This is a genomic window from Sporosarcina sp. E16_3, from assembly GCF_017347125.1.
Lineage (GTDB): Bacteria > Bacillota > Bacilli > Bacillales_A > Planococcaceae > Sporosarcina.
Genome location: NZ_JADPRX010000043.1, coordinates 1 through 24,940, shown reverse-complemented (window position 1 = coordinate 24,940; position 24,940 = coordinate 1). Strand labels below are relative to the sequence as shown.

Sequence of the window (24,940 nt, the reverse complement as noted above, 5' to 3'; positions counted from 1 at the left end):
CTCATCCATTAAATCTACAAAATGATGTCTTCGTTTTGCTGATTCCGCGTAGGCTGCCCCGCGAAAGCGAAGCACAGGATCATCCGAACATTGAAGACCATCAGGCACGACAGTTGGGTCGAATACATGAAGTTCGGCATTATCAGGTCGTCTTTCAAGTATGGAAAGTGTACCAATACAAAGTTTTTCACGATTGTCTGGCCATTCCTGTGTACAGTCATTAATAGAATCTCCTGGTTGTGCCAGTTGGATCATTAAATTGAATCGAATTGGGCCATTCTTCAAGCGATTCACTAGCTCATCCTCCATGGGATTTCCATTGTTAGATAGAGACGTGAAACGGGAAGTGTCCTTGCCGTTATCTACAGGCTCCCATTCAAATTTAACGGCTTGGCGTTGTTTGTTTTCATTGCTCAAATAATAAGCGTGAATGCTGTAGTAGTGTCCTGTTGCAAAGCTTTTCGGTGGTATACTGTTTTTTAAGATTTTCGCCGCTGCATGGAAATTGGGATTATTTTTTAGTGTGGAGAGTTTCTCGGTGAATGAAAGTTTATCACCCTTAACGGCTTGCAGCAGTTGTATGAAATCCTCAGGTGTTTTCGTAATAAAAACCGGAATGGTGGCCATTGTAAGATTGGTGACTTTCCCTTCAGGTAATTGAAATTGAACGGCCATGCCTTTTACAGGTACTAATTGTTCAATAGGGTTGGGATTTGGTGTGCTATGTGAGAAACGAACGATTGCGGAAGTTTTTTGCTGTAGTAGATGGATTGCAGTTGTGTAAGGGGCGGCACAGCCATTTGGAGAGAATGTTGCATCAAATCCAATTCCTTTTGCATGTGCCCGCCGATAGGCAGGATATAACCCCGCTACCTCTTCAATAGTATCAATGGCCTCAACGGATGTAAGGGGACAGTTTTTTTGAACATCGGACATGGGTAAATCACTCCTATTCATGTACGAATTAGATTACCCGTTTATGGTTTATTTAAGCAGAATACACGTAAATAGTTGTTACTTCTGTAATTTTGAGGCGCATGAAATTAATATTTTTCATATATTCTTCGAAGGATAAATGAATTCATATAAGCAATTAAAGAAAAACCAAAAAATATGCTTATATAGAGTACTAAAATAAAAAACTGTGGAGATAGTAACATGAGCAAAATTGGAACGATAGAATAAATTAGCACAGGAATAGTTTGAAAAGGATTTACAATTGCGATTTTCAAAACATTAACTGCCGTTTTTCTTACTGTGTTATCAAATCTAGCAGCATAAGGAAAAGTTAATATTAGTAATAGTAGATACACGCACGTGAATAACAGTAGACTCACTATAACTAATGAAATTAATTTTCCTTTATATGACTGTAAGTAGTTATAATCCAGTAATAAGATGAATCCTGCTGCCAATAAGACAATCCAAATAAGTGTACTTTGTTTTAGATTTTTCTTAAATGCTTGTATGAATCCATTATATACACCTTCGTCTTCATTTCTAACCATTTTTAAAGTTACTGAGTATAAAGCAGTACTTGATGCGCCAATCGTAATAATTGGAAGGCTAAATAATATAAAAATACCGTTTAATACCATCAGCTGACCGATTCTAGATGAAAATCTAAAAATTGGCCCTTCCATTTCAAATAAATTTTTCATATAGCACCTCAATAAGTAAGATTTACACTAGCTTTAGAAAAGCGATTAAAATGGTTTGTTTTTCTAATACTCATGTTGCGAATCCATTTCATTATTTCCGCAATACCTATACGAAAGCTTTCTGACTCAAGTAGGCATGAATTCATATTGAAATGAAACTAACGTCGCTCATGAATACCCTTTAATTAATGGATCGCAGTTGATGCGGCATTAATATAAATCTTAGTCTACTATTCTTTAACAGAACCTACTACAATACCAGTAATAAAATACTTTTGTAACATTGGATATATAAGCAATAGAGGAATTGTGGAAATCACAATCTTTGCTGCATTTAGATTTCTATTTGATACTGCCGCCACATTTTCTAAAACACTGGCGTTAGCTCCTGCTTTTAGCAATTCTTGAATGTTAATGGTTAAGGACTGAATATATGTCATTAAAGGATAGTTGCTGACTTTTGTCATATAAATTAATCCTGAGAAAAAGTCGTTCCAGTTTCCAACGATGCTAAATAATGCAACTGTCGCAAGTGCTGGCAATGAAATGGGAATATAAACCTTCATTAACACTTGAAAGGGATTGGCACCATCCATGAGTGCAGCTTCTTCCAAAGATTTCGGTACACCAATAAAGAAATTCATAATCAAAATAATACTAAAAACCTGCACAGCCCCTGGTAAAACCAAAGACCAAATTGTATTTAAGAGACCTAGATTTTTCACGACCAAATAAGTAGGTATCATTCCGCCATTAAACAACATTGCAAAAATTATAAGATTCATATATATATTTCTACCTTTAAATTGTCTCTTAGATTTAGAAAGTGGATAGGCCATTAAGACAATTATGATCATGTTAACAATAAGTGAAAGGATCACCCGTTGTACCGAAATTCCAAACGAACGCCAGAATTGTTTATCTTCCACAATCATGCTATAAGCATCCGTAGTAAAATTAATGGGTACTAATCCTACAGCATTCGCAGCTACTGCGTCACTGCTACTAAATGAAATAGCAACAATATTACAAAGAGGAAGCAGGCAAACGAGTCCTGAAAATAGTACAAGAGTATATATGGAAAATTTCCCTAATCGCCCAGAAAAGCTATTATTCTGCACCATGATTTACCCACCACCTTAAAATAATTTGCGATCTGTATATCTTTTTGCTGCATTGTTTGCTGATAGTATTAAAACCATGCCTATAATTGATTTAAATAAACCAACCGCGGTCCCAAAGCTGTATTCACGGCCAATTAGTCCAATTCGATAAACATAAGTATCTAATATATCTCCAGTCTCATAAACCATTGGCGTATATAGGGTGTATACTTGGTCAAAACCAGCGTTCAATATATTGGGTAGACTTAGAATGGCCAAAAGAAGTATTATCGGTAGCATTCCAGGAAGTGTTATATGCCAAATTCTCTTCCACCAGTTAGCTCCGTCAATGCTAGAGGCTTCATGAAGCCCTGGGTCAACCGCTGTAATTGCTGCAAGATACACAATTGAATTAAATCCAAACTCTTTCCACACATCCGTTCCGATCAACAACGGTTGGAAAAGCTTGTTACTGCCTAGAAAATTCAGCTTCTCGAATCCGAAAAAAGTTAAAATCTGGTTCACAGATCCATCAAGATTAAACATATTCAGTACCACTGATGCTAATACAACCCATGATAGAAAATGGGGAAGATACACGATTGTTTGAATTGAATTTTTCAAAAACTTAAGTCGGATTTCGTTTAGTATGATTGAGAATACAATTGCCAATAATGTCCCTAAAATTATTTTACCAAGCGCAATTACAATTGTGTTTCTAAAAATTTTACTTATATCAGGAAGCGAGAACATATAAGTGAAATTCTCCAGCCCTACGAATGGTGAACCCAGTAGACCTTTTGCAGGAACATAGTCTTGAAATGCCATAAAGATTCCCGCCATCGGAATATATGTGAAAATGACTAGAAATATCATTCCAGGAAGTAACATAATATGATAAGGTAGGCCTATATTTATCAAATTTTTAGATTTTTTCTCTTGATAAATGTTTTTTGCGTTTCCCTGTTGCAATGATTTCATAAAGACCCTCCTCGTATACTAGTAGTAAGAGCTCTATCTGCTAACCTTTTCAATTATTCTTTAGTACATAACCCACTCAAATAGAGAGGATAGAATCTGAGCTAAGCCTTTCTCTTCAATTAAGTTAGATGTGATAGTATTACATTTTCAATTGCTTCCATTGCAAATCATAATAAGAGCTGCAGGCAGCCCTCATTATGATCCATACCTAATTTCCAGCTAGTTCTGCTTTTATTTCTGCAATAATTTCATCTCCACCTTGACTTTTCCAATTCTTAGCAAATTTATCGAAATAAGATAGGGGCTCTGTACCTGTTACAATTTTAATGAAACCTTCTTCTTCTAATTTCGCAAGATTAGCCCCTTTTTTCCCCATTGCTTTCGTTGTTCCAAAATAGGCAGGCGTTGTCCATACGAATTTATCTTCTTCTGACAGTTTCTTCATCATCCCGAGTCCATGCATACGAGAGTGATACTTTGACCAAGTTGAAGTTTCAGCACTTTCAGGATCATCTAAATAATCCTTAACACTTTGAGCATCAATTTTCACACCTGCAGAAGGTATGTCATCGATTGCTATTTCACCATCGATTGCTTGCTGAATGTAAGCGAATTCTTCTAATAAATTTTCCGAATTATATACTTCGATATTAAATGGTCTCGTTGAACCATCAACTCCAAGTTTGCCGTATTTTTCAATTTCTGGGTATTCAGTTTTTAAATCCTTTGAATTTGGTATTTCATCATAGAATAGATTTAAGATTTCAATTGCTATTTCTGGATGTTCAAATCCTTTTTTTACAACGATAAATTGACCAGTTGGATTATTATGTGTGACATTTACTTTGCCGTTTTCATCTTCCAATGCATAAGCGACAAATTCTGCATCCTTATTCTTTGCTCTTACTGTAGATAGTCCCCAGTCTGGGAGATGCCATGGACCAGTAGTAATCCCTGTTTGCCCATTAGTAAGAAGTGCCATGATATCATCCCAAGTTCTTGTGCCAAACTGTGGATCAATAATTCCCTTTTCGAACCAATCTGCCATAACTCCTAGTGCTTGCTTCGTGTTAGTTGATGTTGAACCATAAATAATATCTCCATTATTTCCTTCTAACCAAAATCTGGGGTGGGCATCAAAAGCTTCTGCAATAGCGGTCATTGCAAATGCAGAACCACCATAATCCCCGGCATTTAACCAACTAGCAAATGGTATCCCTACAGGATTTCCGGATTCACCAGGGTCGTTATCCAAGAAAGCTTTTGCGGTTTTTTCCAATTCGTCTAACGTAATTGCTTTATTTCCATCAGTATCAAGTTCAATTCCAAGCTTATTCAACCAATCTTTTCGTATCCAAATCATATTTGGCGCTCCATCTCCAATTGTTGCCGGGATCGCCATTAACTGACCATCGAATGTAGCATCAGCCAAACTTCTGCCATCATAAGATTCATATATATCTTTAATGTAATCGCTTGCATTTTTATCATAGTAGGTAGTCAAATCTTCGATTAAATCGTTTTCGACCATTTCTTTTAATTCATCCTTTGAATCCACTCGCATCATATCAGGTAATTCTCCTGAAGCAATGGCAAGAGCGACCTGTCTACTATAATCATCGCCTTCAGCTTCAAATTGATCTACAATCTTCACATTTAACTTTTCGTTAACAATACGTGTATACGCGTTATCCTCGTAACTATCACCTTGAGGTAATTTTGGGTTGGCAGACGTTACGCGACCCATTGTGATAACTTTTTCTCCATTCTCTGATACAGGTTTAGATGAATCTGACTTTTCGACACATGCTGCTAATGATAATGTCAATAAAGCCGTCATCGATAGCATTGAAAAACGTTTAACTAATGATTTGTATTCCATGGTTCTCCCCCTACTAATTTTATTTTAATGTTGTTGATAGCCCTATTGAAACAATGAAAGCAGTAACTCTTTGTTTCTAACACACTCTTAGTGTAATTGACTTATGGTTTTTCATAAATATTAAATAAACCGTTTTCATGTACCATTTTGCGGAACATTTAGAAGTATTAATTTGTTTTAAGTAAATGACAATCCACTCTTATCTTATATACCTTCACTTTTTTCTTCTGTTGTTTTAAGCATTTCAGCTTGCATCACGCGTGCTCCATATAAACCGATACGGCATCGTGTAGCGTATTTACAGCTGTTTCTAAATGCGAAAGATAAACTTCGTTACTATCTTGATTTTGGACTAGAGCTTGTACAATATCTGTTGTAAACTGTTCACAGGGAGACCTTTTTCTGGAATTGGTTGTGGTGACTTAATTCTACCCAAAAAAAGACTTCCTTTTTTTATATATTCTTTTACACAAGTTTTTACAATTGCGAACTTTTTTTACTCAAATTGTAATAAAAATATCTCAGTGATATAATCTTTATTAAATTTAAGGGGGAGACAGCCATGTACCGTATCTTGATAGTAGATGACGAAAAAGATGAACGTAATGTCATTCGTTTTCTTCTAAATAAGTATAGTGTCGAGCTTGATATTGAGGAAGCCGCCAATGGAAAAGAGGCTATGCTACAGTTAATGAAGCATCCTGTAGATATCTTATTTACAGATGTTAAAATGCCCTTTATAGGTGGAATAGAACTGGCAACTAATGCTAGAGAGATGTATCCTCATCTCCAAATTATCTTTTTTAGTGGTCATGATGATTTTGAGTTTATTAAAAAAGCTCTTTCATTAAGAGCAACAAATTATATATTAAAACCAGTCAAGCCTACTGAATTTCATAATACGATTACATCAGTTATAGAGACCATAAAAAGCCAAGAGAAAGAATTAGAACAAAGAGAAGCAAATACCGAATTTCTTAAAACACATATTCTTTACCGTCTAATCAACAAGACGCCTATCGATATTCTTTCGAATGAATACCCAAGAATTGATTTTACTTTTTTAAATGACTATACATGGATGATATTAATGGAGTTTGAAGAACCATTTTTTGATAGATTACCTAGAGAAGAGGACTCATTCTTCTTTTATAGACAAATAAAGGAGTTTATTCCCTATGCTTCATTTGAATTTATTAATTTGAGTTCTTTTCAAATTCTGTTGATATTTAAAGGAAATAGGGTGGATTTGAAACCTTTGCCGATAGCAGCAAAAATCCAAAAACACGTCTATTCAATTTATGGAGTAAACTGTTACCTATCTGTCAGCAAAGAGATTTCATCTCCAACTATGATTCCAATCGTATACGATGAATTAGAACAGTATTTGGAGGAAAGATTCTTTTATACGGATATTTATATTTATCCAGTTGATGCCGTTTCAAAAGAAAATAATGACTATCTTGAACAGGATGAACACATCCTTCAAGCCATACAAACAGCACTTCAGTTTGTAGATAGTAATAACTTAAGAAAAAACATTGATAATTTAATTAAAAAATATCAAACTAAACAAGAAATATCCCATATTAATGTACGCTATTTATTTTCAAGACTATTACAGATGCTTTGTCAAGAGCTTCCACACTATGAGAAGGAATTTATAAATAAGAAAGTGGAAGAAATTTATTCTTGTTTGCATTTTTACGAAATTGAAGAAATTTTAATTGGAGTACAAAATGAGGTTATAAATAAATTAGAGTTCAAGGAAAAAACGCCAAAGCACGTTATCAACATTGTCCAGCAATACATACATGAGCACTACGCGGAAGATTTAAGTCTGAATCTACTAGCTGAACAAGTGTATTTGACTCCTGGTTATCTAAGTGAGATTTTTATTCAAGAATCCGGTTGTGGAATAAATAAATACATTAAAAACATTAGGATGGACAGCGCAAAATATCACATCCTTACTACAAATATGAAAATTAATGATATATGTACTACTGTAGGCTATCATAATATTTCATACTTTGTACGAAGTTTTAGAGAGCATTTTGGGTCTAGTCCAGAGAAATACCGCCAAATGGAGAGAAAACAGAAAGAGACGTTTTAGTATGAAAAAATTCAAATCTTGGTTTTCAAATTTAAAGTTTCGAACTAAAATTCTATATATCTGCCTATTAGCAAGCCTACTTCCCGTCATTACTTTGGGGGGATTTGGGTATTATCAAATTCAAAAGTTATTAATAACACGCGAAAGTGAGGTTTTGGATGAATCTCTTCATCAAGCTCTTTCAAATCTAGATTATAAAGTGAACTCTTATATGAATGTTATTAATAATATTGTATGGAATGAAGATATAAAGGTAGGAGTTACTTCTACATATAAAAATAATTATGAAATGTATTTATTTTACCGAGATACACTCGATCCTTTAATAGATACATCACAATTTTTACATAGTGACATTAGAAGAATTACAATTTATAGCGATAATATAATGCATCCTCATGATAGTGCACTTCGTCCGTTGGCAGATATTCAACAACATAGTTGGTTTGGAAGTATTTTAGAAACTGCCACACCAAAATTAATTGCATCCGCAACTGACAGTACTTTCCTTCTTGTAAGTCAAATATTTGATCGTCAGTATAATAATACGAACATTGTTTATATGGACATTAATTATGATAAGGTTTTTGAAACAGCCTCTAGTATATTTGAAGAAAATTATGGTCTAATCCTTCTTAATGAAAATAATCAGCCTGTTTATGTATTTAATCAATTTACAGAAAATAATATGGCTTACTCATTAACTGACGATCAACTCCTAGTAAAATTAAACAACGGAACATTAGATGATAAGTATATTTATAAAAAAGAGTATCTACCTTTTTATAATTGGACAGCATACATTTATCGACCATTGGGCACGGTTTATGATTTTACTCATCCGATTAGATTCACATTTACCATAGTCGTCTATTTATGTATTTTAATTTTATTTTTATCAATCTATTTTCTTTCCGAAGTAGTAGTTCGTCCGCTATTAATGCTAGCAAAAAATATGGAGCAAATTGAAAGAGGCGATTTGTCTGTAACTGTAACTACCACAGCCACAGATGAAATAGGTAGTTTAATACAAAAGTTTGGAAATATGGTTCATAAACTACAAGATATGATTAATGAAGTCTATAAAAGCAAAATCGCTAAGCAAGAATATGAAATGAAGGCATTACAAGCTCAAATTAATCCTCATTTTTTTTATAATAGCTTGTCTCTTATTAACAGTAAGGCAATTATCGCTGATCAGGGAGATATTAGTGAAATGGCTCAACTTCTTTCAACGTTTTACCGTACAACTTTAAATAGAGGAAAAAATAATATTTCTGTGAGTGATGAATTGGAGAACACAACTTCCTATATTCAAATTCAGCGTATGATGCATACAAATTCATTTGATGTTCATTATCAGATTGAGGAAGAAATTTTGAAATATTCTATGATAAATCTCCTATTGCAACCATTAGTGGAAAATGCTATAAATCATGGAATTGACCACAAAGAAACCCCCGGAAGAGGAGTTTTAACAATAATAGGAAAACAAGCAGGTGACGATCTGATCTTCAAGGTATCTGATAATGGTTGTGGAATAGAAAAAAAAACAATGGATACACTATTAACTTCCAAAACGCAAGGGTATGGAGTACAAAATGTTCATCTTCGCGTTCAACTTACATATGGTCCGGAATATGGCTTATTTTATGAAAGTTCTATAATGGAAGGAACAACTGTAATTCTTACCATTCCAAAGAGGTTAGATTAATTATTTTAAAGGCTAGTAGGATACACAGTAAATAGTTTGGTGTACCTGCGTCACACAAGACAGGCAACTCACACGCCTGAATAAACATACAAAAAAAGCAGACATTCGTTAATTTGTCTGCTTTTCAATTTATTATTATTTTATTGTAGTGGTTTTCTTGATTAGTATCACGCACAGCCTACCTGAAATTCTAGTAGATTAACGACCGATAAATTGGAAACAGGTAGTGGTTTTGAACTTCACTTATTACGTCTTCCTTTGAGGCTGCTGGGATACCTACATTGAATTCTTCATGACTAGTACACCTTGCGAATAATCCCGCGTATTTTTGTCAAGGCTTAGCAATATTAAATAGTTAGAGGGTTTTCATGTGAATAAAGCCGGGTCTATAAGTGTTCTACATGTTATTTTCTTGTCGATGACAGTGATTGGTTTGAAAAATCACGTAACCATTATTCCATCGCTGTTAACTGGGGCGGGCAGAGATGGTTGGATATCTATTCTTATAGCTACAGTAACTATTTTCCCATGGGTCTTTCTGTTAATTTACATTCATAAGAAATCAAATCAAGAGCATCTTACAGATTGGTTGAAATTAAAAATTGGGAAAGTCGCTTCTACAATTGTCCGTTATGTGATAGCCATCTTTTTACTCATCCTTGCTGCCTTTACAATGGCCGAGACATTGCAATGGGTTTCGTCAACATTCTTACCGACTACACCTATAGTGCTACTGTTAATTGTTTACACCATTCTTTGCATCCTACTTGTCTCAACAAACTTACAAACAATTGCAATGGTTAACGTACTCATTCTTTTTATGATAACATTCCTTGGTTTCTTTATTGCGTTTACAAATTTACAAGTAAAAGATTATAGATTACTGCGTCCCTTTTTTGAACATGGTCTTCAACCAGTTCTAACATCGGCAGTGTTTCCGGCATCCGGGTTTGTCGAGATACTGTTATTCCTTTTCATTCAACATAAAGTTAAAAGTCGCTTTAAATGGTACCACTTTGCAATTATGCTATTCATACTAATGGGGTTAACAATAGGTCCCACTATGGGAGCCATTACGGAGTTTGGTCCAATTGAAGCTGCAAAACAAAGATATCCCGCCTATGAAGAATGGGGACTTGGGTCGATTGGAGAATTTATTGAGCATTTTGACTTTCTATCAATTTATCAATGGCTCTCGGGTGCATTTTTAAGAGTAGGCCTTTTGTTATTCATAGCGGCAGATTTATTGAATATAAACGGAGATAGAAAAAGTATTTGGAGAATACTTGGTCCTGCCCTTTTCTTTATGACATTGCCCCTATTTCTTCTGAATGACCATCTATTTCTAAAAATTAAAGGAGATTATTTATTGGTAGGTACCTTTCTTTTCATGTTCTTACTATCACTACTTTTAGGTATAGTTGCCTTCGTTTCGGGAAAAACATCTAAGAAGGTCTAAGCGTAAAATCTATACAGAAAATGGTGAAAAGAAATGCAGTCAGCTGAAAAGGAAATAGATATAAACTCCTTAAAAAAACTATTTCAAAAGTCCGCAGATGTTCAATTTCAACTGTATACATTTAATCAACATAAAATTGTATTCATTACGTGTGATGCAATGATTGACCGACAGCTATTAAATGAAGTCATTGTTCATCGTGTTCAACTTTTTATCGATAATTTGAAAGATGAACCTATAGACGAAGAGGTAGTAGCGCAATTACACATTCCAAGCTTGAAAAAAGTGGAGGAACTAAAGGACGTTATTGCACTCGTGTACACCGGCAATTTGCTGCTCTATTTTGAGGAAGAAGGGCTACTGTTTTCAAGTAATATTGCTAAAAAGCCCAATCGCAATCCCGAGGAGACAAATATAGGAGTGCCCATAAGAGGGCCAAGGGATAATTTCATTGAGGATATTTCCGTTAATATCGCTTTAATTCGAAAGCGAATACCTACTAATTCTTTATGCGTGGAAAAATTCGAGATAGGTGAACGATCAAAAACAGCGGTAGCTCTTCTTTACTTTGATGATATTGCTAGCAAAAAGACTTTGAATACTATAAAAAAGCAACTCGAAAAGGTGGATGTAGATATAGTTTCCAGCGGTGACTTACTAATGGAGAGAGTAAACAAAAGTGCAAAGCTTTTCCCAAGAACTGATTATACGGGGAGACCGGATAACGCTATTCAAGCGCTTGTAAGTGGAAGGTTTCTAATTCTCGTTGATGGGGTAGCGTATGCGATCATTACACCAGTGAATTTGTTTTTACTGTTGAAAACAAGTGAAGATAATGAGACCCCCGTCATTTATAGTTCGTTTGAACGGTTATTGCGTCTTTTGGGTATGGTCATTGGTTTGCTTTTACCGGCATTCTGGCTAGCCTTAACAACGTTTCATCAAGACCAGTTGCCATTACAATTATTAGCTACAATTGTACAAGCGAATACTGGGCTTCCTTTGCCCTCTTCACTTGAAATGTTACTCATGCTAATTTTGTTTGAGTTATTTCGCGAAGCTGGATTACGTCTTCCGTCTGCACTGGGAGGAACGATTGGTGTCGTAGGTGGGTTAATTCTCGGTGATGCCGCCATTCGGGCGGGTATCACAAGTCCGGCTATGATTGTAATTATTGCAACTTCAACGATTGCGACTTTTACATTGGTCAACCAATCACTTGTGACGGCAGTTAGTATATTACGTATTTGTTTCATTATCGCCACCTCATTTATGGGCTTGTTCGGATTCTTTATGTCCATCTACTTTACGGTTCTTTATTTATCAAGTATCAGAGTATTCGGTGTACCTTACGTGAATATTGCAGCCGATTTAAGCTGGAAAACAATCAAAAAATCACTTCTACGCCTGCCAGCTGACCAATATAAAGAGCGTCCCGATATGTTGAACCCTACGGATAAGACGCGAAGTAAAGAGGAAAAAGATGAATAATAAAATACTTATTTTGCTGATTCTGCTAACAACAACTTTAACGGGATGTTGGGATATGAGTGAACCTGAAAGGATGCTGTATATCAATGCAATCGGTATAGACTTTAAGGATGGTCAATACGAGGTATACGCCCAAATTATTAGTTTTGCAAATATCGCAAAATCCGATCAGCCCACTTCTAATCAACCGCAGGCTGAAGTTGGTTTTGCTAAGGGAAAAACTGAGGATGAAGCAATTTTTAATTTGTATCGTTCAATCGACCAAAAGGTGTTTTGGGGACATTTTTCTTATATGGTTATATCGGATGAAGCGATGAAAAACGTTAAATTTAGTCCAGTCATCGATGGTTTTATCCGTTACGGAGAAACACCGTATAAAGTTTGGGTGTACACTACAAAAGGCCCTGTGCAAGACGTTCTGTTAGTAAAACCAGTCCTCAATAAAGCCGTTACGTTGTCCAAGCTAGGTGATCCCGAGAACTCCTTTAAACAGGAGTCTTTTATTGAGCCACTAAACTTTCGTGAGTTAATTATCAGAATGGATGAACCAAGTCACGAAGCGATGATACCTTTAATTACCGTCGAAGAAAATTGGGAATCAATGACAGAGTCCATTAAAGCCCCGGTTATATCGGGTGTAGGGGTGGTTACGCCAAGTGGCTTTAAGGGATTCATTTCAGGGGACAAAGCACGGGGTATTCAGTGGATGACAAATAAAACGAAAAGGGGACAAGTCACATTTGAATCGGATGGGGGACATGATGTCACGATGGTTATTGAAAAGGTGGAGGTGAAAGTGGATCCGATTGTCAATAAAGAAGGAGTAAAGTTCGACATTGATGTAAGGTTGAATGCGGCCGTTAGTACCGTTGAAGGCAAGGTGACGTATGATAGCCTTACCAAGGGTATAAAAAAAGAAGTAGAAAAAGAAATTATGGTCACCTATGAAGAAGCATTAAAAAAGGATATTGATATCTATCATTTATCAGAACAACTTTATCGGAAGAATGTGAAAGCATGGAAGAAATATCATATAGATGGGAAAGTAGAATTGACCAACGATTCAATTCGAAAACTTACTGTGCATATTGAGAAGTTGGATTCGGATAGAAAATCAATAAAAGAGACAATTAAAAATAAGTGAATTACCGCCCAAAGAGTGTAAAGCGATAATAAGGGGAGAATGAACCTTTAGAAAACCAATAGTTTTGGTTACCTAACGTCAATCTACTTCACGGTTCTTTATTTATCAAGTATCCGAAATGTTGGTGTTTCCTACATGAATATCGCAACGGATTTAAACTGGAAGACAATCAAAAAACTCTTCTACGCCTACGGGCGAAACAATATAAAGAGCGTCCCAATATGTTAAATCCTATGGATAAGACGCAGAGCAAAGAGGGAGAAAAATGAATCATAAAAAACTTATTTTGCTGATGCTGCTAACGACAATACTCACGGGGTGTTGGGATGCGAATGAGCCTGAAAGGATGCTTTATATCAATGGAATCGGTGCGGACTATAAAGATGGACAATACGAGGTATATGCCCAAATTATTAGTTTTGCGAATATCGCAAAATCCGATCAGCCCCCTACTGATCAACCGCAGTCCGAAATAGGCTATGCTAAAGGGAAGACGTTGGATGAAGCAATCCATGAATTGTATCATTCAGTTGATCAAAGTATACTCTGGGGGAATTTAAATTACGTGGTTGTGTCGGAAGAATTGCTGAAAAATGTGAAACTTAGTCCAGTTGTCGATATGTTTACCCGTTTTAGGCAAACACGGTATCGAATTTGGACGTATGTTACAAAAGACCCTGTGAAAGACGTTCTATTAGTAAGACCGGTCCTTAATAAAGCTATTACGTCGTCTAAGCTAAGTGATCCCAAAAACTCCTTTCAACAGGAATCTTTTGTTGAGCCACTAAATTTTCGTGAGTTAATTATCGGGTTGGATGAACCAAGCCACGAAGTGATGATACCTCTAATTACCGTCGAAGAAAATTGGGAATCGTTGACAGAGTCCATTAAAGCCCCTGTTTTATCAGGTGTAGGGGTGGTTACGCCAAAAGGCTTTAAGGGATTCATTTCAGGGGACAAAGCACGGGGGATTCAGTGGATGACGAATAAAACGAAAAAGGGGGAGGTCACATTTGAATCGGATGGGGGACATTATGTCACGATGACTATTGAAAAAGTGAACGTGATAGTGGAGCCGATTGTCGAAAAAGGCGAAGTGAAGTTCGACATTGATGTAAGGTTGGATGCGACCGTCAGTACCATCGAAGGTAAGGTGACGTTTGATAGCCTTGCCAAGGGTATAAAAAAAGAAGTAGAAAAAGAAATTATGGTCACTTATGAAGAAGCGATAAAAAAGGATATTGATATCTATCATTTATCAGAACAACTGTATCGGAAAAATGTGAAAGCGTGGAAGAAATATCATATAGATGGGCAAGTAGAATTGACCGAGGATTCAATTCGAAAACTTACTGTGCATATTGAAAAATTGGATTCGGATAGAAAATCAATAAAACAAACAATTAAAAGAAGGTGAATGATGTACAATTGAAACACAACTAGTGAGGGGTACCCGTGTCGCGGAAAGTCTAACAATTCACACATCGGGATAGACATAAAAAAAGCAGACATTCGCTAATATGTCTGCTTTGCATTCTGTAATTATTCAATTGTAATGAGTTATTTGATTAGTGCCACGCACGGCGTACCTGTAGTTATTGCTTAATAGACTTGCTGTTAAAACAAGTCTATATAAGTATGTGCAGGTGGGGATCCCTCAATCTAATTCGTTATCTAAAACCTGATTTACTAAACGACGGACTTCATCCGTTGAATTTGTATTCATTAATTGGTTTCTAAGTTCGCCTGCGCCACTAAATCCCCGAATATAGATTTTGAAAAAGCGGTGAAGTTGCTTAAATGAACGCGGTTCGATTTCACTTGAATATTTGTCGTGAAGATCTAATTGTAAATGTAATAAATTGAGAAACTCTGTCACACTATGTTCCCTAGGTTCTTTTTCAAAAGCAAATGGATTCGTGAAAACGCCGCGGCCAATCATTACGCCATCAATGCCGTATTGTTCTACTAATTTTAAACCTGTTGCTCGGTCAGGAATATCTCCGTTAATTGTTAATAACGTATTTGGAGCAATTTCATCTCGAAGTTTTTTAATTTCAGGGATTAGTTCCCAGTGTGCATCTACTTTACTCATCTCTTTTTTGGTACGAAGGTGAATGGAAAGATTCGCAATGTCTTGTTTTAATACATGTCCTAACCAATCGCGCCACTCGTCAACATTTGAGTAACCCAATCTTGTTTTAACACTAACTGGTAAGCCACCTGCTTTTGCTGCTTGAATAATTTCTGCTGCAACTTCAGGATGTCGGATTAAGCCAGATCCTTTTCCATTGGCTGCGACGTTTTGTACTGGGCATCCCATGTTTAAATCGATCCCACGAAACCCGAGTTTTTTCATATCAATACTCATCTGTTCAAAAAATGCTGGTTTATTGCCCCAAATATGAGCGACAATCGGTTGCTCATCTTCTGTAAATGTTAACCGACCACGTACACTGTTTCTTCCTTCAGGGTGACAATAACTTTCTGTATTTGTAAACTCCGTGAAAAATACGTCTGGTTTTGCTGCTTCACTAATGACGTGGCGAAACACAACGTCTGTGACATCTTCCATTGGTGCTAATATAAAAAACGGCTTCGGTAAATCAAGCCAAAAGTTATCTTCGTTATTCATTTTTATCCTCCTATTGCAACATATAAAAACGATAGTTATCTATTGCATAATGCTTTGCTCATCATACATATTATCATTTTTTGTAGTTGGATGCACTGATACACTTCACAAATATGAAACCAAAAGAGCAGTCATTTTTCGCACAGTATAGTATATGGAAGATACTTCAAATGGCGTTATAGTGTGCCGGACATGCTAATTAAAAAAACTGGGACGTAGTGAAGTTAATTACTGTAATCAGTTTTATAGTTAAATCATTTAACTAAACGGTTGAACGTGAAAGAGGAAACTGTTATATTTAACTATATGGTTAACTATAATGAAAATCAATTAAATGAAATATTTCATGCTTTAGCTGATCCAACAAGAAGAGAAATCGTTCATATGATGGCTCAAAAAGCAAGGACAGTATCAGAGTTAGCAGAGCCTTTTGATATGTCTTTAGCAGCTATATCAAAACATATAAAGGTTCTGGAACGAGCAAATTTAGTAGTCAGGCGTGTAACGGGAAGAACGCATCTATGTAGCTTAAATACAGAGTCATTGTCTCAGGCTACTGAATGGCTCCGTTTTTATGAAAAGTTTTGGAGTAGTCGTTTTGATCTTCTAGAAAGTGAGTTATTGAAGGCTAAGAAGAACGAGCACTAAATCATCGGAAGGGGAATTTTATGAACAACATCTTAACTAGAACATTAATAATGAAAAGAGAATTTAATGTAAAACGTGAAAGAGTTTTCGACGCATGGCTGAACCCAGAAATGATGAGAAAATGGTTTTTTACATTGGAAGGAACGAATAAAGTGACGCAAAATAATCCTCAAGTAGGCGGTACATGGGAAATTGTTGACCATCGGGATGGACAAGATTACCGTGCGATTGGGGAGTACCTTGAAATTGATCCTCCGAAAAAAATCGTGTTCACTTTTAAGATGCCACAATTCAGCGAGTTAGAAGATACGATTACAGTTGAGCTAAAAGAACTCCAGCTAAGCTGTGAGATGACGTTCACACAAGTGATCCATGTTTCTAAAGAAGAGAATTGGACAGAGTCTGATATCGAAAAAGCGCTTGGCGAAATGCATGATGGCACTGAACATGGCTGGAATTATATGTTTATGGGACTTAAGGAATTAGTTGAGACAGGGAAAGTTAGCTATACAGGTTGAAAATCGTTTGATTAATTAGTTGAAACAGCGAAACAAAACTAAAAACCATGTGAAGAAGGGAAAGATAAATATGAAAAACGTAACACCATTTTTAATGTTTCAAGGCGGTATTGCCGAAGAAGCTATGACATACTACACATCACTCATCGAGGATTCAGAAATTAAAAGCATTTCTCGATTCGGGGCTGAAGGGCCGGGTAAAGAAGGAACAGTTATACAAGCTGTATTCTCGTTAAAGGGGCAGGAGTTCATGTGTATCGACAGCCATGTTAACCATGAGTTTACGTTTACACCGTCTTTTTCTATCTATCTTACGTGTGATACCGAAGAGGAAATTGACAGCCTTTATGCTAAAATGATGGAAAATGGCACAGCACTCATGCCTATAAATAACTATGGATTCAGCAAGAAATTCGGATGGCTGAATGACCAGTTTGGTATATCCTGGCAGTTGAACTTGCCAGAGTAATCTAGTTGCAAATGGAGTGTAAGAAGTTTCACAATTGGGCGCTTATCTGGTGTAAAGATTAGCGCTCCTTTTCTTTTACAGGGCAAATTAACGGAATAAACAAGGGAGAATCTATCATGGCCAAACATCAGATTTATACTATGAGTGTCGCAAGAGTCTATCCCTGTTATGTTACGAAGGCGGAGAAAAAAGGACGTACGAAAATAGAAGTCGATGAAGTCATCCGTTGGTTGACAGGATATAGCCAGGAAGAGGTAGAAGTGCAACTGGAGAAACAGACAGACATGGAGACCTTCTTTGCGGAAGCTCCCCAACTGAATCCTTCGCGGGCTTTGATCAAAGGCGTGGTCTGCGGTGTCCGAGTGGAAGACTTCGAAGAATCAACTATGCAGGAAATTCGCTATTTGGATAAGCTGATCGATGAGTTAGCAAAAGGTAAAGTGATGGAGAAGATTTTTCGGCATACTAATTAAAAACGAAGAAACACCGATTCCATTTGTGAAATATTAATGGAACGGTGTTTTTTTTATTGTGTGGTGCACAGGCAAGTAACACTAAATTGATGTAATCATGGTATAATTTGGAGCGATATGAACGAAGGAGATGAGTTTTTCTATGTTATGGATTTCTACACAAGATAAGCAAAGTTTGATAAATGTAAAAGAAGTTACTGTAAAAGGGAAAAAAATAAAAGGTTTTGTTAGCGGTTCGACTTTAGATGAATGGAGTAAAGATTTAGGGAAGTATGAATCAAATGAAAGAGCATTAGAAGTTTTAAATGAAATATTTATGAAAATCGAAGAAAACAATGGTGTTTCTACGACATTCGTTATGCCTAAAGAGTAAGTATCAATTTGTGCGATAAATGGGCACTTCTTTTCCTTATCGTTTCACTGTGCTTGCTTGTAGTAACTGTAAGAGACCTTTTCACGAATGAAGGTTAAGCAGTGCAGCTATTATTAGTGATCATTAAGGCAACTATTTTAATTTTGTACCCTAAACCGAATGCGTGTGCCGAATAAGTGCATTCAATAATCCTTCGCGATAGCTGAACAGACATGTGCCACAATAAAGCTAGATTACGAATAAGAAATACGAGGAAATATAAGTTGGTCATGCTGATAATACTCACTTAATATTTGTTGAAAGAGGTTAAAAAGAATGCAAAGTAAGGAATTAAAGGTTTTGGAAATACCTAAGTGGGGACGCTATTTACGAGGGAAATGGCTAGAAAACTTTGCTGGTCATTTAACAAATGAAGAACAAAAGGAAATATATATGGATTCATTTTTATGGCACCTCTGTAGTTACGAAAAGGTGATATGTCTTGAAAAGGAAGCGGCCATAAATGCTTTCGAAAGGCAAAAAAAGAATCAATGCACGATCTTTTATCAATTCACGAATGAAGCATTCTTAGTTCAAAATGCTAACAATCTCAAGGTGAAGGACTTGCCATACGATGATTGGGATATGGATCACAGCGACATTTACGTTATGGATTGGGAAAATAACTGGACCTTTATGATAACGCATGAAAATGGCTGGATAGGACCCTATTTTATTCAAAGACCCTAAAACTTACTTCAACAAAGTGACACTATTGTTGAAAATCATAAGCATAATTCCTCGTTCAAGATACAGAGGGGTTAGGCTTTTTCATCATTTATAATCCTAAACGTTGTTAACTTTAGGGCACGCAGAGACAAACAATTCATACAAATGAATACACATACAAAATGGAGACATTCGCCAATATGTCTGATTTTCATTCTGCTATTATACAATTATAGTAAGTTAACTAATTGTTTCTGTGCACGATTACATGACACTAAAGAAATAGCCCTACGGATTACCGAAGCACGTCCTGTGTGACTAAATTGACCGATTAAATTCTTGGTTGTAAGATATTAATCCCTTTTTCGCATAATTTAGTGAGAACAAGGGAAAGTAAAGAGAGACAACGCTTAAAGTGAACACAGCCCTGTTAAAAAAGCATAATAAATCGTGTTAGTCTAGTCGTAAATATGACTCGTCTGTATGACTAGGTTTTCTATGCGACAGCCCCCAAAAAATATGGAAAGGTGATGAATAGGATGGGTGTACATCAATATTTTAAAAGCTTATCTGATTTAGAACAAATTATTCGTTGTCCAGGAAAGTTCAAATACCAGGAGCATTCCGTCGCCAGTCATTCATTTAAGGTGACAAAAATTGCTCAATTTCTTGGAACAGTCGAAGAGGAATCTGGGCGGAAAGTGGATTGGAGAATCTTGTATGAAAAGGCATTGAACCATGATTACGCGGAACTTTTTACAGGAGATATAAAGACGCCTGTAAAATATGCTTCGAAAGAGTTGAAGCAACTATTCAGTGAAGTAGAGGAAGAAATGACAAGAAAGTTTGTGGAAAAGGAACTTCCCACTGAGTTTCAAGCCATTTATTTGGAGCGATTTAAAGAAGGGAAGGACGAGACATTGGAGGGGCGCATTTTATCTGTTGCTGATAAAATTGATTTGCTTTATGAAGCATTTGGTGAGATTCAAAAGGATAATCCAGAGCCATTGTTTTTAGAGATATACGAAGAAGCATTGAGGACAATACTGCTGTTTCAAGATATGAACTGTGTAGAATACTTCCTAGAACATATTCTTACGGATATGCTTAGTGTGTAGTGCAAAATAGAAGTACATAGTATTGCAAGGGAAAAGTACATAACGTTGCAACACAAGTTTCAATAAAAAAAGGCTTGCCAGCCTTCCAAAATTTCTCTACTGTATTGGTGTCGAATCAAATCAGTGGAGGTCGAAAGGAATGCTGGCAATGCCTGAAATTAATTGTATCAAATTAATGAGGAATCAGAAATCATTATCTATTAATCACATATCAAAAACTCTTGGAATCAATTGGAGAACTGCTAAAAAGTATGCAGATGAAGATGATTTGCCTGTAGAAATAGAAAGAAAAAAGTCAGGAATGATGTATGAACAAAAATGGGGAGAAATTGTTGGAGATTGGCTTTGGGAAGATCAGAAGCTAAAAAGAAAAGAAAGAAGGAATAACAAAGGAATCTTTTCTGCCTTACAAGAAATGGGGTTTAAGGGGTCCTACCGGACTGTCTCGTATTTTATTAAAGAATGGCGCGAAGGAAGAGAAGATATTGAAGATGAGACTAAAGATAAAAACTACGAGCGCTTAATCCACCCTCCCGCTGAGGCACAATTAGATTTTGGGTTGATGCAAGCTGTCCAGGATGGAAAATATAAAGATGTCCATTGCCTAGTCATGTCTCTTCCCTTTAGCAACGCTGCATATGTAATTCCATTACCAGCGGAAAATCAAGAGTGTCTATTATATGGCATGAAAATGATATTCAAACAACTAGCAGGGATTCCTAAGAAAATCCGTATTGATAACATGAAAACAGCCGTCATTAAACCAAGGAACAGAAATGAGGAGGCTGTATTCACAGATGAATTTCTTCACTTTGCGAATCACTATGGATTTGAACCCCAAGCCTGTAATCCATATTCCGGCAATGAAAAAGGAAGTGTAGAAAATAAAGTCGGCTACGTTCGATATAATTTCATAACTCCAGCACCCGTCATAGAGGATTTGGAACATCTAACCCGGCTACTTGAACAACAGCTTACAACGGATCGTCAACGCATACACTATAAAAAACAAGTACCGTTACAAGAGCTATTGGAGGAAGAGCATCAATATCTTTTGGAGTTACCTGAAGAGGAGTATCCTGTTTTCAAAGAAGAAAAAGTGAAAGCGAATAAATATGGAGAAATCACTTTAGACAAAGTAAAAGTCTATGTTCCGAAAGCTTACAATTATACAGGTTTATCTGTCGTGAAATATTGGAATCGATTCAAGGTACTATCTCCCCATGGAGAAATCTTGTATGAAGATAATCGTCCGTATATGCACAAGAATCGTGAGATTCCGTGGAAATCCATCTTAAAAGCGTGGTTAAGCAAGCCGCGTTCAGTACCCTATTCTCGTTTTTCAACCTATCTTCCAGGTCGCGTATATGAATACTTTAATATCTCGAATCTTTCGATTCGTAAGGAACGTATAAATTGGGTACTAGCACTACTAGCCACTCATGATATGAATGAAATCAATAAAGAATTTTATGATCTATTGAATGGACAAACAGACGCTTTAAAAGACCCCGAAGCACACCCTTATGACATTGATTGGAACAAGTATGATCAGCTTCAGAAAGCACCAGAGATTGAAGGTGAGGTTCGGTGACTACAAATTTAAATACTATGTGTAAAACTTTACGTTTAGCTCATGTCAACGATATTTATTCTGGAATATCATATGAAAATCCAGCTCAATTTCTAGAAGACTTATTTCAAAAAGAGCTTCAGTTGCGAGAAGAAACGAAAGTCGAACGATTAATAAAGCAGGCAAAATTTCTACAAAAGAAGTCACTTTCCACATTTCAATGGAAAGAACAGATTCATTTTCCCGCTCACATTGACTCGCATGAGCTATGTACACTAAATTTTATAGGCCGTAATGAAAATTTAATTTTAACCGGTGCTCCTGGAACTGGAAAGTCTCATTTAGCGACCGGTATTGGATACGAGGCCTGTAAGCAAGGTCTAGGGGTTCGCTTTTATAGAGTTTCGGACTTGGGAGAAGCCCTGGAAAGAGCATGGCAAGACGGCAAGTTGTCTCAGTTTAGAAGCCGCTTTAAAAATGTGGATTTAATTATATTGGATGAAATGGGTTACGTTCCATTCAATAAGGAGGGAGCAGAGCTCCTCTTTCAGCTCATCTCTGATTGGTACGAACAGAAAAGTTTAATTATCACTTCAAATTTAGAATTTAGCCAATGGAATCGTGTTTTTAGCGATTCTAGATTGACTGCTGCTTTGGTAGATCGAGTGATACATCATGCCCATATTTTGAATTTTACAGGAGATAGCTTTAGAGTAACAAACGCTTTATCACGTCAGAAATAAATACTGAATTGAAGGCTGGCAGGCTTGTGTATTTTTCTTTGCAATCTTCTGCACTTTTATCTTGCAAAACACACTTAGTGAGCGATTTACTGAACATAGCGAGTTAACGGGCATTACAATACGGATAATTGAAGAACATGGAGGTTAAAAGAGATACATAAAAACATCCAGTTCTATAGCAAACTAACGTACAATGCTAAACATCAACAATCGGCTCATCTTCTTGACTAACACTTCATAAGGAAAATTAATATTCATTTTAAATTATAAATAGAATTATTAAATAATTCATGTGATAATGAATATGTAATAGAACTAACGAAATGGGAAGTGGGGATTGAAAATGAATGTAAGATATCCAATTGGGGAATTACAAGTTCCTGAAAAAGGTACAGTAGAAAATAGTCAAGAATGGCTAAAGGAAATCGAAACTTACACGATTCGATTAAGAGAAACTGTTGACTTATTAAGTGATGAGGAATTAAGCAGAACCTATCGGGATGGTAGTTGGACAGTTCGTCAACTGGTTCATCACATTGCAGATTCTCAGTTGAACATGTATCAACGTTTGAAGCTGGCTTTAACAGATGAGAATCCAACAGTACCAGCTTTTGAAGAAAAAAAGTGGGCTATTCAACCCGATACAAAACTTCCGATAGAAAGTTCTATTAAAATGCTAGAAGGAATAAATGAACGCATCGTATCTTTAGGACATAGTTTAACTGAAGCGCAATTAGATCGAGTTTTTACTCACCAGCAAAACGGTAAAATAACAGTTGCAACAAAAATTGCAAAATTAGCTTGGCACGAAGAGCACCACTTAGCCCATATAAAAATCGCATTATCAAAATAATACAGTATGTATGGAATTGGCTTATCGAACTTCGGTAAGCCGATTTTTTTTAGAAGTTAGGAATAATTTCATTAGTTTTATTCAACAAGCGAAGGGTCTTGGGTTCTCATCAGATTCTGAGTTGTTGTTATAACCTAGTACCCGAAATTAGTGCGATGAGAAAGACAAATTGGTATGGAACGAAATGCCAAGAGTATTCGTCTAATGGAAAAAAGGGGATGTCAATGAAGAGACGGAGTATGTTTGCTTTTGTTTTTATATTGCTATTATTAACGGGTTGCCGGTCAACGCCTTTTGATGGTCAAAGTATAATTGAGTGGGTAGATTTTATTGTGTTGGATGGAAAAGAATACAATGGAATCCATTCTGGGGTTTTGGCCGACAAGCACTATGTAGGAGAAAAGATTGGTACGGTTAAATTTAAGGTGGCGGACAACGTAACCAATCATAGATATAAAATCAGAAACGGTGATGCTGCTTTCCATGAAAAGGGAACTGGGATTTTTGAAATTAAAGATCATCCTCATTTAATAGCTGTTAAGAATACTGATTCTATAAATGGATATAGTGTGTACTTTTCAAGAGATGATATTGAATACCAATGGCATTTTAAAGATATGCCTATTGAAAAAGTTAAGTTGATTGAGATTTACCAAGCTAATCCACCAGAAGGTAATAAAATGATTTCTGAATTGACAAAGAACGAAGAAGTCAAGAGCTTCCTTCAACTATTAGTAAATAGTGAAGAAAACCCCAGTTTCCAGCCTAACACAGAAAAAGCAGATCCTATATTTTACGAAATGATTTTTTATACAGAAGACCCAATTGCCTACAAATATAATATGCAGTTCGATGGGGATACCTATTTTTGGCATCCTTGGGATACTTCTATCTTGGATGAAGATATAAAAATGTTTATTAGTGGAGATTAAAAAAATTAGACATAAATTATTTGCACTTCTGTTCCTTATCGTTTCACTGTACTTGTTTGTAGTAACAGTAAAGGACCTTTTCAGGAAAGAGGATTGAGCTGTGCGAATATTATTAGTGATCATTAAGGAAAATATTTTATTATTGACCCCTTAAGTGATTGGGTGTGCCGAATAAGTGTATTCAATAATCGGGCGTAATACATGAATAAGGATTAGCACAAATATTGAACAAAAGGGCCAGCGCGACAAGTTCTGTGATAAATGCCTTCGGCATGAAAATACAGGGGATTTAACATAAATCTTAACTTTACAACGGAAGATAGGAATGAGGAAACCATGTTTTCTG

The 24,940-nt window shown here is 36.1% G+C and carries 23 protein-coding genes; 17 read left to right on the top strand and 6 right to left on the bottom strand.

Annotation, left to right across the window (positions count from 1 at the left end):
- From I2483_RS17655 to I2483_RS17635, 5 genes are all read right to left on the bottom strand, one after another.
- A partial coding sequence (locus I2483_RS17655) for a catalase family peroxidase (RefSeq protein ID WP_207278425.1) occupies nucleotides 1–936 on the bottom strand: 936 nt, incomplete at its 3' end.
- 107 nt (nucleotides 937–1,043) lie between these two features.
- A complete protein-coding gene (locus I2483_RS17650) occupies nucleotides 1,044–1,661 on the bottom strand; it encodes a YesL family protein (protein WP_186673574.1) in 618 nt (205 codons plus the stop codon).
- 230 nt (nucleotides 1,662–1,891) lie between these two features.
- Complete coding sequence (locus tag I2483_RS17645) at nucleotides 1,892–2,785, bottom strand: carbohydrate ABC transporter permease (RefSeq protein WP_186673572.1); 894 nt, start codon at nucleotides 2,783–2,785, stop codon at nucleotides 1,892–1,894.
- 15 nt (nucleotides 2,786–2,800) lie between these two features.
- A complete protein-coding gene (locus I2483_RS17640; RefSeq protein WP_481886356.1) occupies nucleotides 2,801–3,736 on the bottom strand; it encodes an ABC transporter permease in 936 nt (311 codons plus the stop codon).
- A 217-nt stretch (nucleotides 3,737–3,953) separates the two neighbouring features.
- A complete protein-coding gene (locus I2483_RS17635; RefSeq protein WP_207278424.1) occupies nucleotides 3,954–5,627 on the bottom strand; it encodes an extracellular solute-binding protein in 1,674 nt (557 codons plus the stop codon).
- A gap of 562 nt (nucleotides 5,628–6,189) precedes the next feature.
- Here I2483_RS17635 and I2483_RS17630 point away from each other — a divergent pair.
- The 6 genes from I2483_RS17630 (at nucleotide 6,190) to I2483_RS17605 (ending at nucleotide 14,968) form a co-directional block, all read left to right on the top strand.
- A complete protein-coding gene (locus tag I2483_RS17630; protein WP_207278423.1) occupies nucleotides 6,190–7,743 on the top strand; it encodes a response regulator transcription factor in 1,554 nt (517 codons plus the stop codon).
- Between the two features lies 1 nt (nucleotide 7,744).
- Nucleotides 7,745–9,457, top strand: a complete 1,713-nt coding sequence (locus tag I2483_RS17625; RefSeq protein ID WP_207278422.1) for a sensor histidine kinase — start codon at nucleotides 7,745–7,747, stop codon at nucleotides 9,455–9,457.
- 370 nt (nucleotides 9,458–9,827) lie between these two features.
- Nucleotides 9,828–10,916, top strand: a complete 1,089-nt coding sequence (locus tag I2483_RS17620) for an endospore germination permease (protein WP_207278421.1) — start codon at nucleotides 9,828–9,830, stop codon at nucleotides 10,914–10,916.
- 33 nt (nucleotides 10,917–10,949) lie between these two features.
- Nucleotides 10,950–12,407: a spore germination protein gene (locus tag I2483_RS17615; RefSeq protein WP_207278420.1), complete on the top strand. Its 1,458-nt coding sequence runs from the start codon at nucleotides 10,950–10,952 to the stop codon at nucleotides 12,405–12,407.
- Nucleotides 12,400–13,551 carry a Ger(x)C family spore germination protein gene (locus tag I2483_RS17610; RefSeq protein ID WP_207278419.1) on the top strand — a complete coding sequence of 384 codons (1,152 nt, stop codon included), beginning with the start codon at nucleotides 12,400–12,402 and terminating at the stop codon, nucleotides 13,549–13,551. The genes I2483_RS17615 and I2483_RS17610 overlap by 8 nt, the downstream gene beginning before the upstream one ends.
- A gap of 265 nt (nucleotides 13,552–13,816) precedes the next feature.
- Nucleotides 13,817–14,968 carry a Ger(x)C family spore germination protein gene (locus I2483_RS17605; RefSeq protein ID WP_207278418.1) on the top strand — a complete coding sequence of 384 codons (1,152 nt, stop codon included), beginning with the start codon at nucleotides 13,817–13,819 and terminating at the stop codon, nucleotides 14,966–14,968.
- A gap of 240 nt (nucleotides 14,969–15,208) precedes the next feature.
- Here I2483_RS17605 and I2483_RS17600 read toward each other — a convergent pair whose 3' ends face one another.
- Nucleotides 15,209–16,186 (bottom strand): tRNA dihydrouridine synthase, encoded by a 978-nt coding sequence (locus tag I2483_RS17600; protein WP_207278417.1) that lies wholly within the window; start codon nucleotides 16,184–16,186, stop codon nucleotides 15,209–15,211.
- 276 nt (nucleotides 16,187–16,462) lie between these two features.
- Between I2483_RS17600 and I2483_RS17595 the strand changes: the two genes are divergently transcribed.
- The 11 genes from I2483_RS17595 (at nucleotide 16,463) to I2483_RS17545 (ending at nucleotide 24,594) form a co-directional block, all read left to right on the top strand.
- Nucleotides 16,463–16,834: an ArsR/SmtB family transcription factor gene (locus I2483_RS17595; RefSeq protein WP_346267749.1), complete on the top strand. Its 372-nt coding sequence runs from the start codon at nucleotides 16,463–16,465 to the stop codon at nucleotides 16,832–16,834.
- Nucleotides 16,835–16,854: 20 nt separating this feature from the next.
- Nucleotides 16,855–17,352 carry an SRPBCC family protein gene (locus I2483_RS17590; protein WP_207278416.1) on the top strand — a complete coding sequence of 166 codons (498 nt, stop codon included), beginning with the start codon at nucleotides 16,855–16,857 and terminating at the stop codon, nucleotides 17,350–17,352.
- A 70-nt stretch (nucleotides 17,353–17,422) separates the two neighbouring features.
- Nucleotides 17,423–17,821 carry a VOC family protein gene (locus I2483_RS17585; RefSeq protein WP_207278415.1) on the top strand — a complete coding sequence of 133 codons (399 nt, stop codon included), beginning with the start codon at nucleotides 17,423–17,425 and terminating at the stop codon, nucleotides 17,819–17,821.
- 116 nt (nucleotides 17,822–17,937) lie between these two features.
- On the top strand, nucleotides 17,938–18,294 hold the full coding sequence (locus tag I2483_RS17580) for a DUF2200 domain-containing protein (RefSeq protein ID WP_207278414.1): 357 nt from the start codon (nucleotides 17,938–17,940) through the stop codon (nucleotides 18,292–18,294).
- A 142-nt stretch (nucleotides 18,295–18,436) separates the two neighbouring features.
- The gene (locus I2483_RS17575; RefSeq protein ID WP_207278413.1) at nucleotides 18,437–18,667 is read left to right on the top strand and encodes a hypothetical protein; all 231 of its coding nucleotides are present in this window, start codon (nucleotides 18,437–18,439) and stop codon (nucleotides 18,665–18,667) included.
- A 315-nt stretch (nucleotides 18,668–18,982) separates the two neighbouring features.
- Nucleotides 18,983–19,396 (top strand): DUF4275 family protein, encoded by a 414-nt coding sequence (locus I2483_RS17570; protein WP_207278412.1) that lies wholly within the window; start codon nucleotides 18,983–18,985, stop codon nucleotides 19,394–19,396.
- A 518-nt stretch (nucleotides 19,397–19,914) separates the two neighbouring features.
- Nucleotides 19,915–20,493 carry an HD domain-containing protein gene (locus tag I2483_RS17565; protein ID WP_207278411.1) on the top strand — a complete coding sequence of 193 codons (579 nt, stop codon included), beginning with the start codon at nucleotides 19,915–19,917 and terminating at the stop codon, nucleotides 20,491–20,493.
- A 148-nt stretch (nucleotides 20,494–20,641) separates the two neighbouring features.
- Nucleotides 20,642–22,087 carry an IS21 family transposase gene (gene istA / locus I2483_RS17560; RefSeq protein ID WP_346267748.1) on the top strand — a complete coding sequence of 482 codons (1,446 nt, stop codon included), beginning with the start codon at nucleotides 20,642–20,644 and terminating at the stop codon, nucleotides 22,085–22,087.
- A 17-nt stretch (nucleotides 22,088–22,104) separates the two neighbouring features.
- Complete coding sequence (istB, locus tag I2483_RS17555; RefSeq protein ID WP_207278427.1) at nucleotides 22,105–22,809, top strand: IS21-like element helper ATPase IstB; 705 nt, start codon at nucleotides 22,105–22,107, stop codon at nucleotides 22,807–22,809.
- Nucleotides 22,810–23,152: 343 nt separating this feature from the next.
- A complete protein-coding gene (locus tag I2483_RS17550) occupies nucleotides 23,153–23,662 on the top strand; it encodes a YfiT family bacillithiol transferase (RefSeq protein WP_207278426.1) in 510 nt (169 codons plus the stop codon).
- Between the two features lie 239 nt (nucleotides 23,663–23,901).
- Nucleotides 23,902–24,594 (top strand): hypothetical protein, encoded by a 693-nt coding sequence (locus I2483_RS17545; RefSeq protein ID WP_207278409.1) that lies wholly within the window; start codon nucleotides 23,902–23,904, stop codon nucleotides 24,592–24,594.
- Nucleotides 24,595–24,940: the final 346 nt, after the last annotated feature.

Bases quoted from the DNA above. Each gene is read 5' to 3' on its own strand.
- I2483_RS17550 (WP_207278426.1), top strand. From the start codon at position 23,153: ATGAATGTAAGATATCCAATTGGGGAATTACAAGTTCCTGAAAAAGGT.
- I2483_RS17625 (WP_207278422.1), top strand. From the start codon at position 7,745: ATGAAAAAATTCAAATCTTGGTTTTCAAATTTAAAGTTTCGAACTAAA.
- I2483_RS17565 (WP_207278411.1), top strand. From the start codon at position 19,915: ATGGGTGTACATCAATATTTTAAAAGCTTATCTGATTTAGAACAAATT.
- I2483_RS17645 (WP_186673572.1), bottom strand. From the start codon at position 2,785: ATGGTGCAGAATAATAGCTTTTCTGGGCGATTAGGGAAATTTTCCATA.
- I2483_RS17580 (WP_207278414.1), top strand. From the start codon at position 17,938: ATGGCCAAACATCAGATTTATACTATGAGTGTCGCAAGAGTCTATCCC.
- I2483_RS17545 (WP_207278409.1), top strand. From the start codon at position 23,902: ATGTTTGCTTTTGTTTTTATATTGCTATTATTAACGGGTTGCCGGTCA.
- I2483_RS17570 (WP_207278412.1), top strand. From the start codon at position 18,983: ATGCAAAGTAAGGAATTAAAGGTTTTGGAAATACCTAAGTGGGGACGC.
- I2483_RS17610 (WP_207278419.1), top strand. From the start codon at position 12,400: ATGAATAATAAAATACTTATTTTGCTGATTCTGCTAACAACAACTTTA.
- I2483_RS17615 (WP_207278420.1), top strand. From the start codon at position 10,950: ATGCAGTCAGCTGAAAAGGAAATAGATATAAACTCCTTAAAAAAACTA.
- istB (WP_207278427.1), top strand. From the start codon at position 22,105: ATGTGTAAAACTTTACGTTTAGCTCATGTCAACGATATTTATTCTGGA.
- I2483_RS17600 (WP_207278417.1), bottom strand. From the start codon at position 16,186: ATGAATAACGAAGATAACTTTTGGCTTGATTTACCGAAGCCGTTTTTT.
- I2483_RS17630 (WP_207278423.1), top strand. From the start codon at position 6,190: ATGTACCGTATCTTGATAGTAGATGACGAAAAAGATGAACGTAATGTC.
- I2483_RS17650 (WP_186673574.1), bottom strand. From the start codon at position 1,661: ATGAAAAATTTATTTGAAATGGAAGGGCCAATTTTTAGATTTTCATCT.
- I2483_RS17575 (WP_207278413.1), top strand. From the start codon at position 18,437: ATGTTATGGATTTCTACACAAGATAAGCAAAGTTTGATAAATGTAAAA.
- istA (WP_346267748.1), top strand. From the start codon at position 20,642: ATGCCTGAAATTAATTGTATCAAATTAATGAGGAATCAGAAATCATTA.
- I2483_RS17590 (WP_207278416.1), top strand. From the start codon at position 16,855: ATGAACAACATCTTAACTAGAACATTAATAATGAAAAGAGAATTTAAT.
- I2483_RS17605 (WP_207278418.1), top strand. From the start codon at position 13,817: ATGAATCATAAAAAACTTATTTTGCTGATGCTGCTAACGACAATACTC.
- I2483_RS17585 (WP_207278415.1), top strand. From the start codon at position 17,423: ATGAAAAACGTAACACCATTTTTAATGTTTCAAGGCGGTATTGCCGAA.
- I2483_RS17635 (WP_207278424.1), bottom strand. From the start codon at position 5,627: ATGGAATACAAATCATTAGTTAAACGTTTTTCAATGCTATCGATGACG.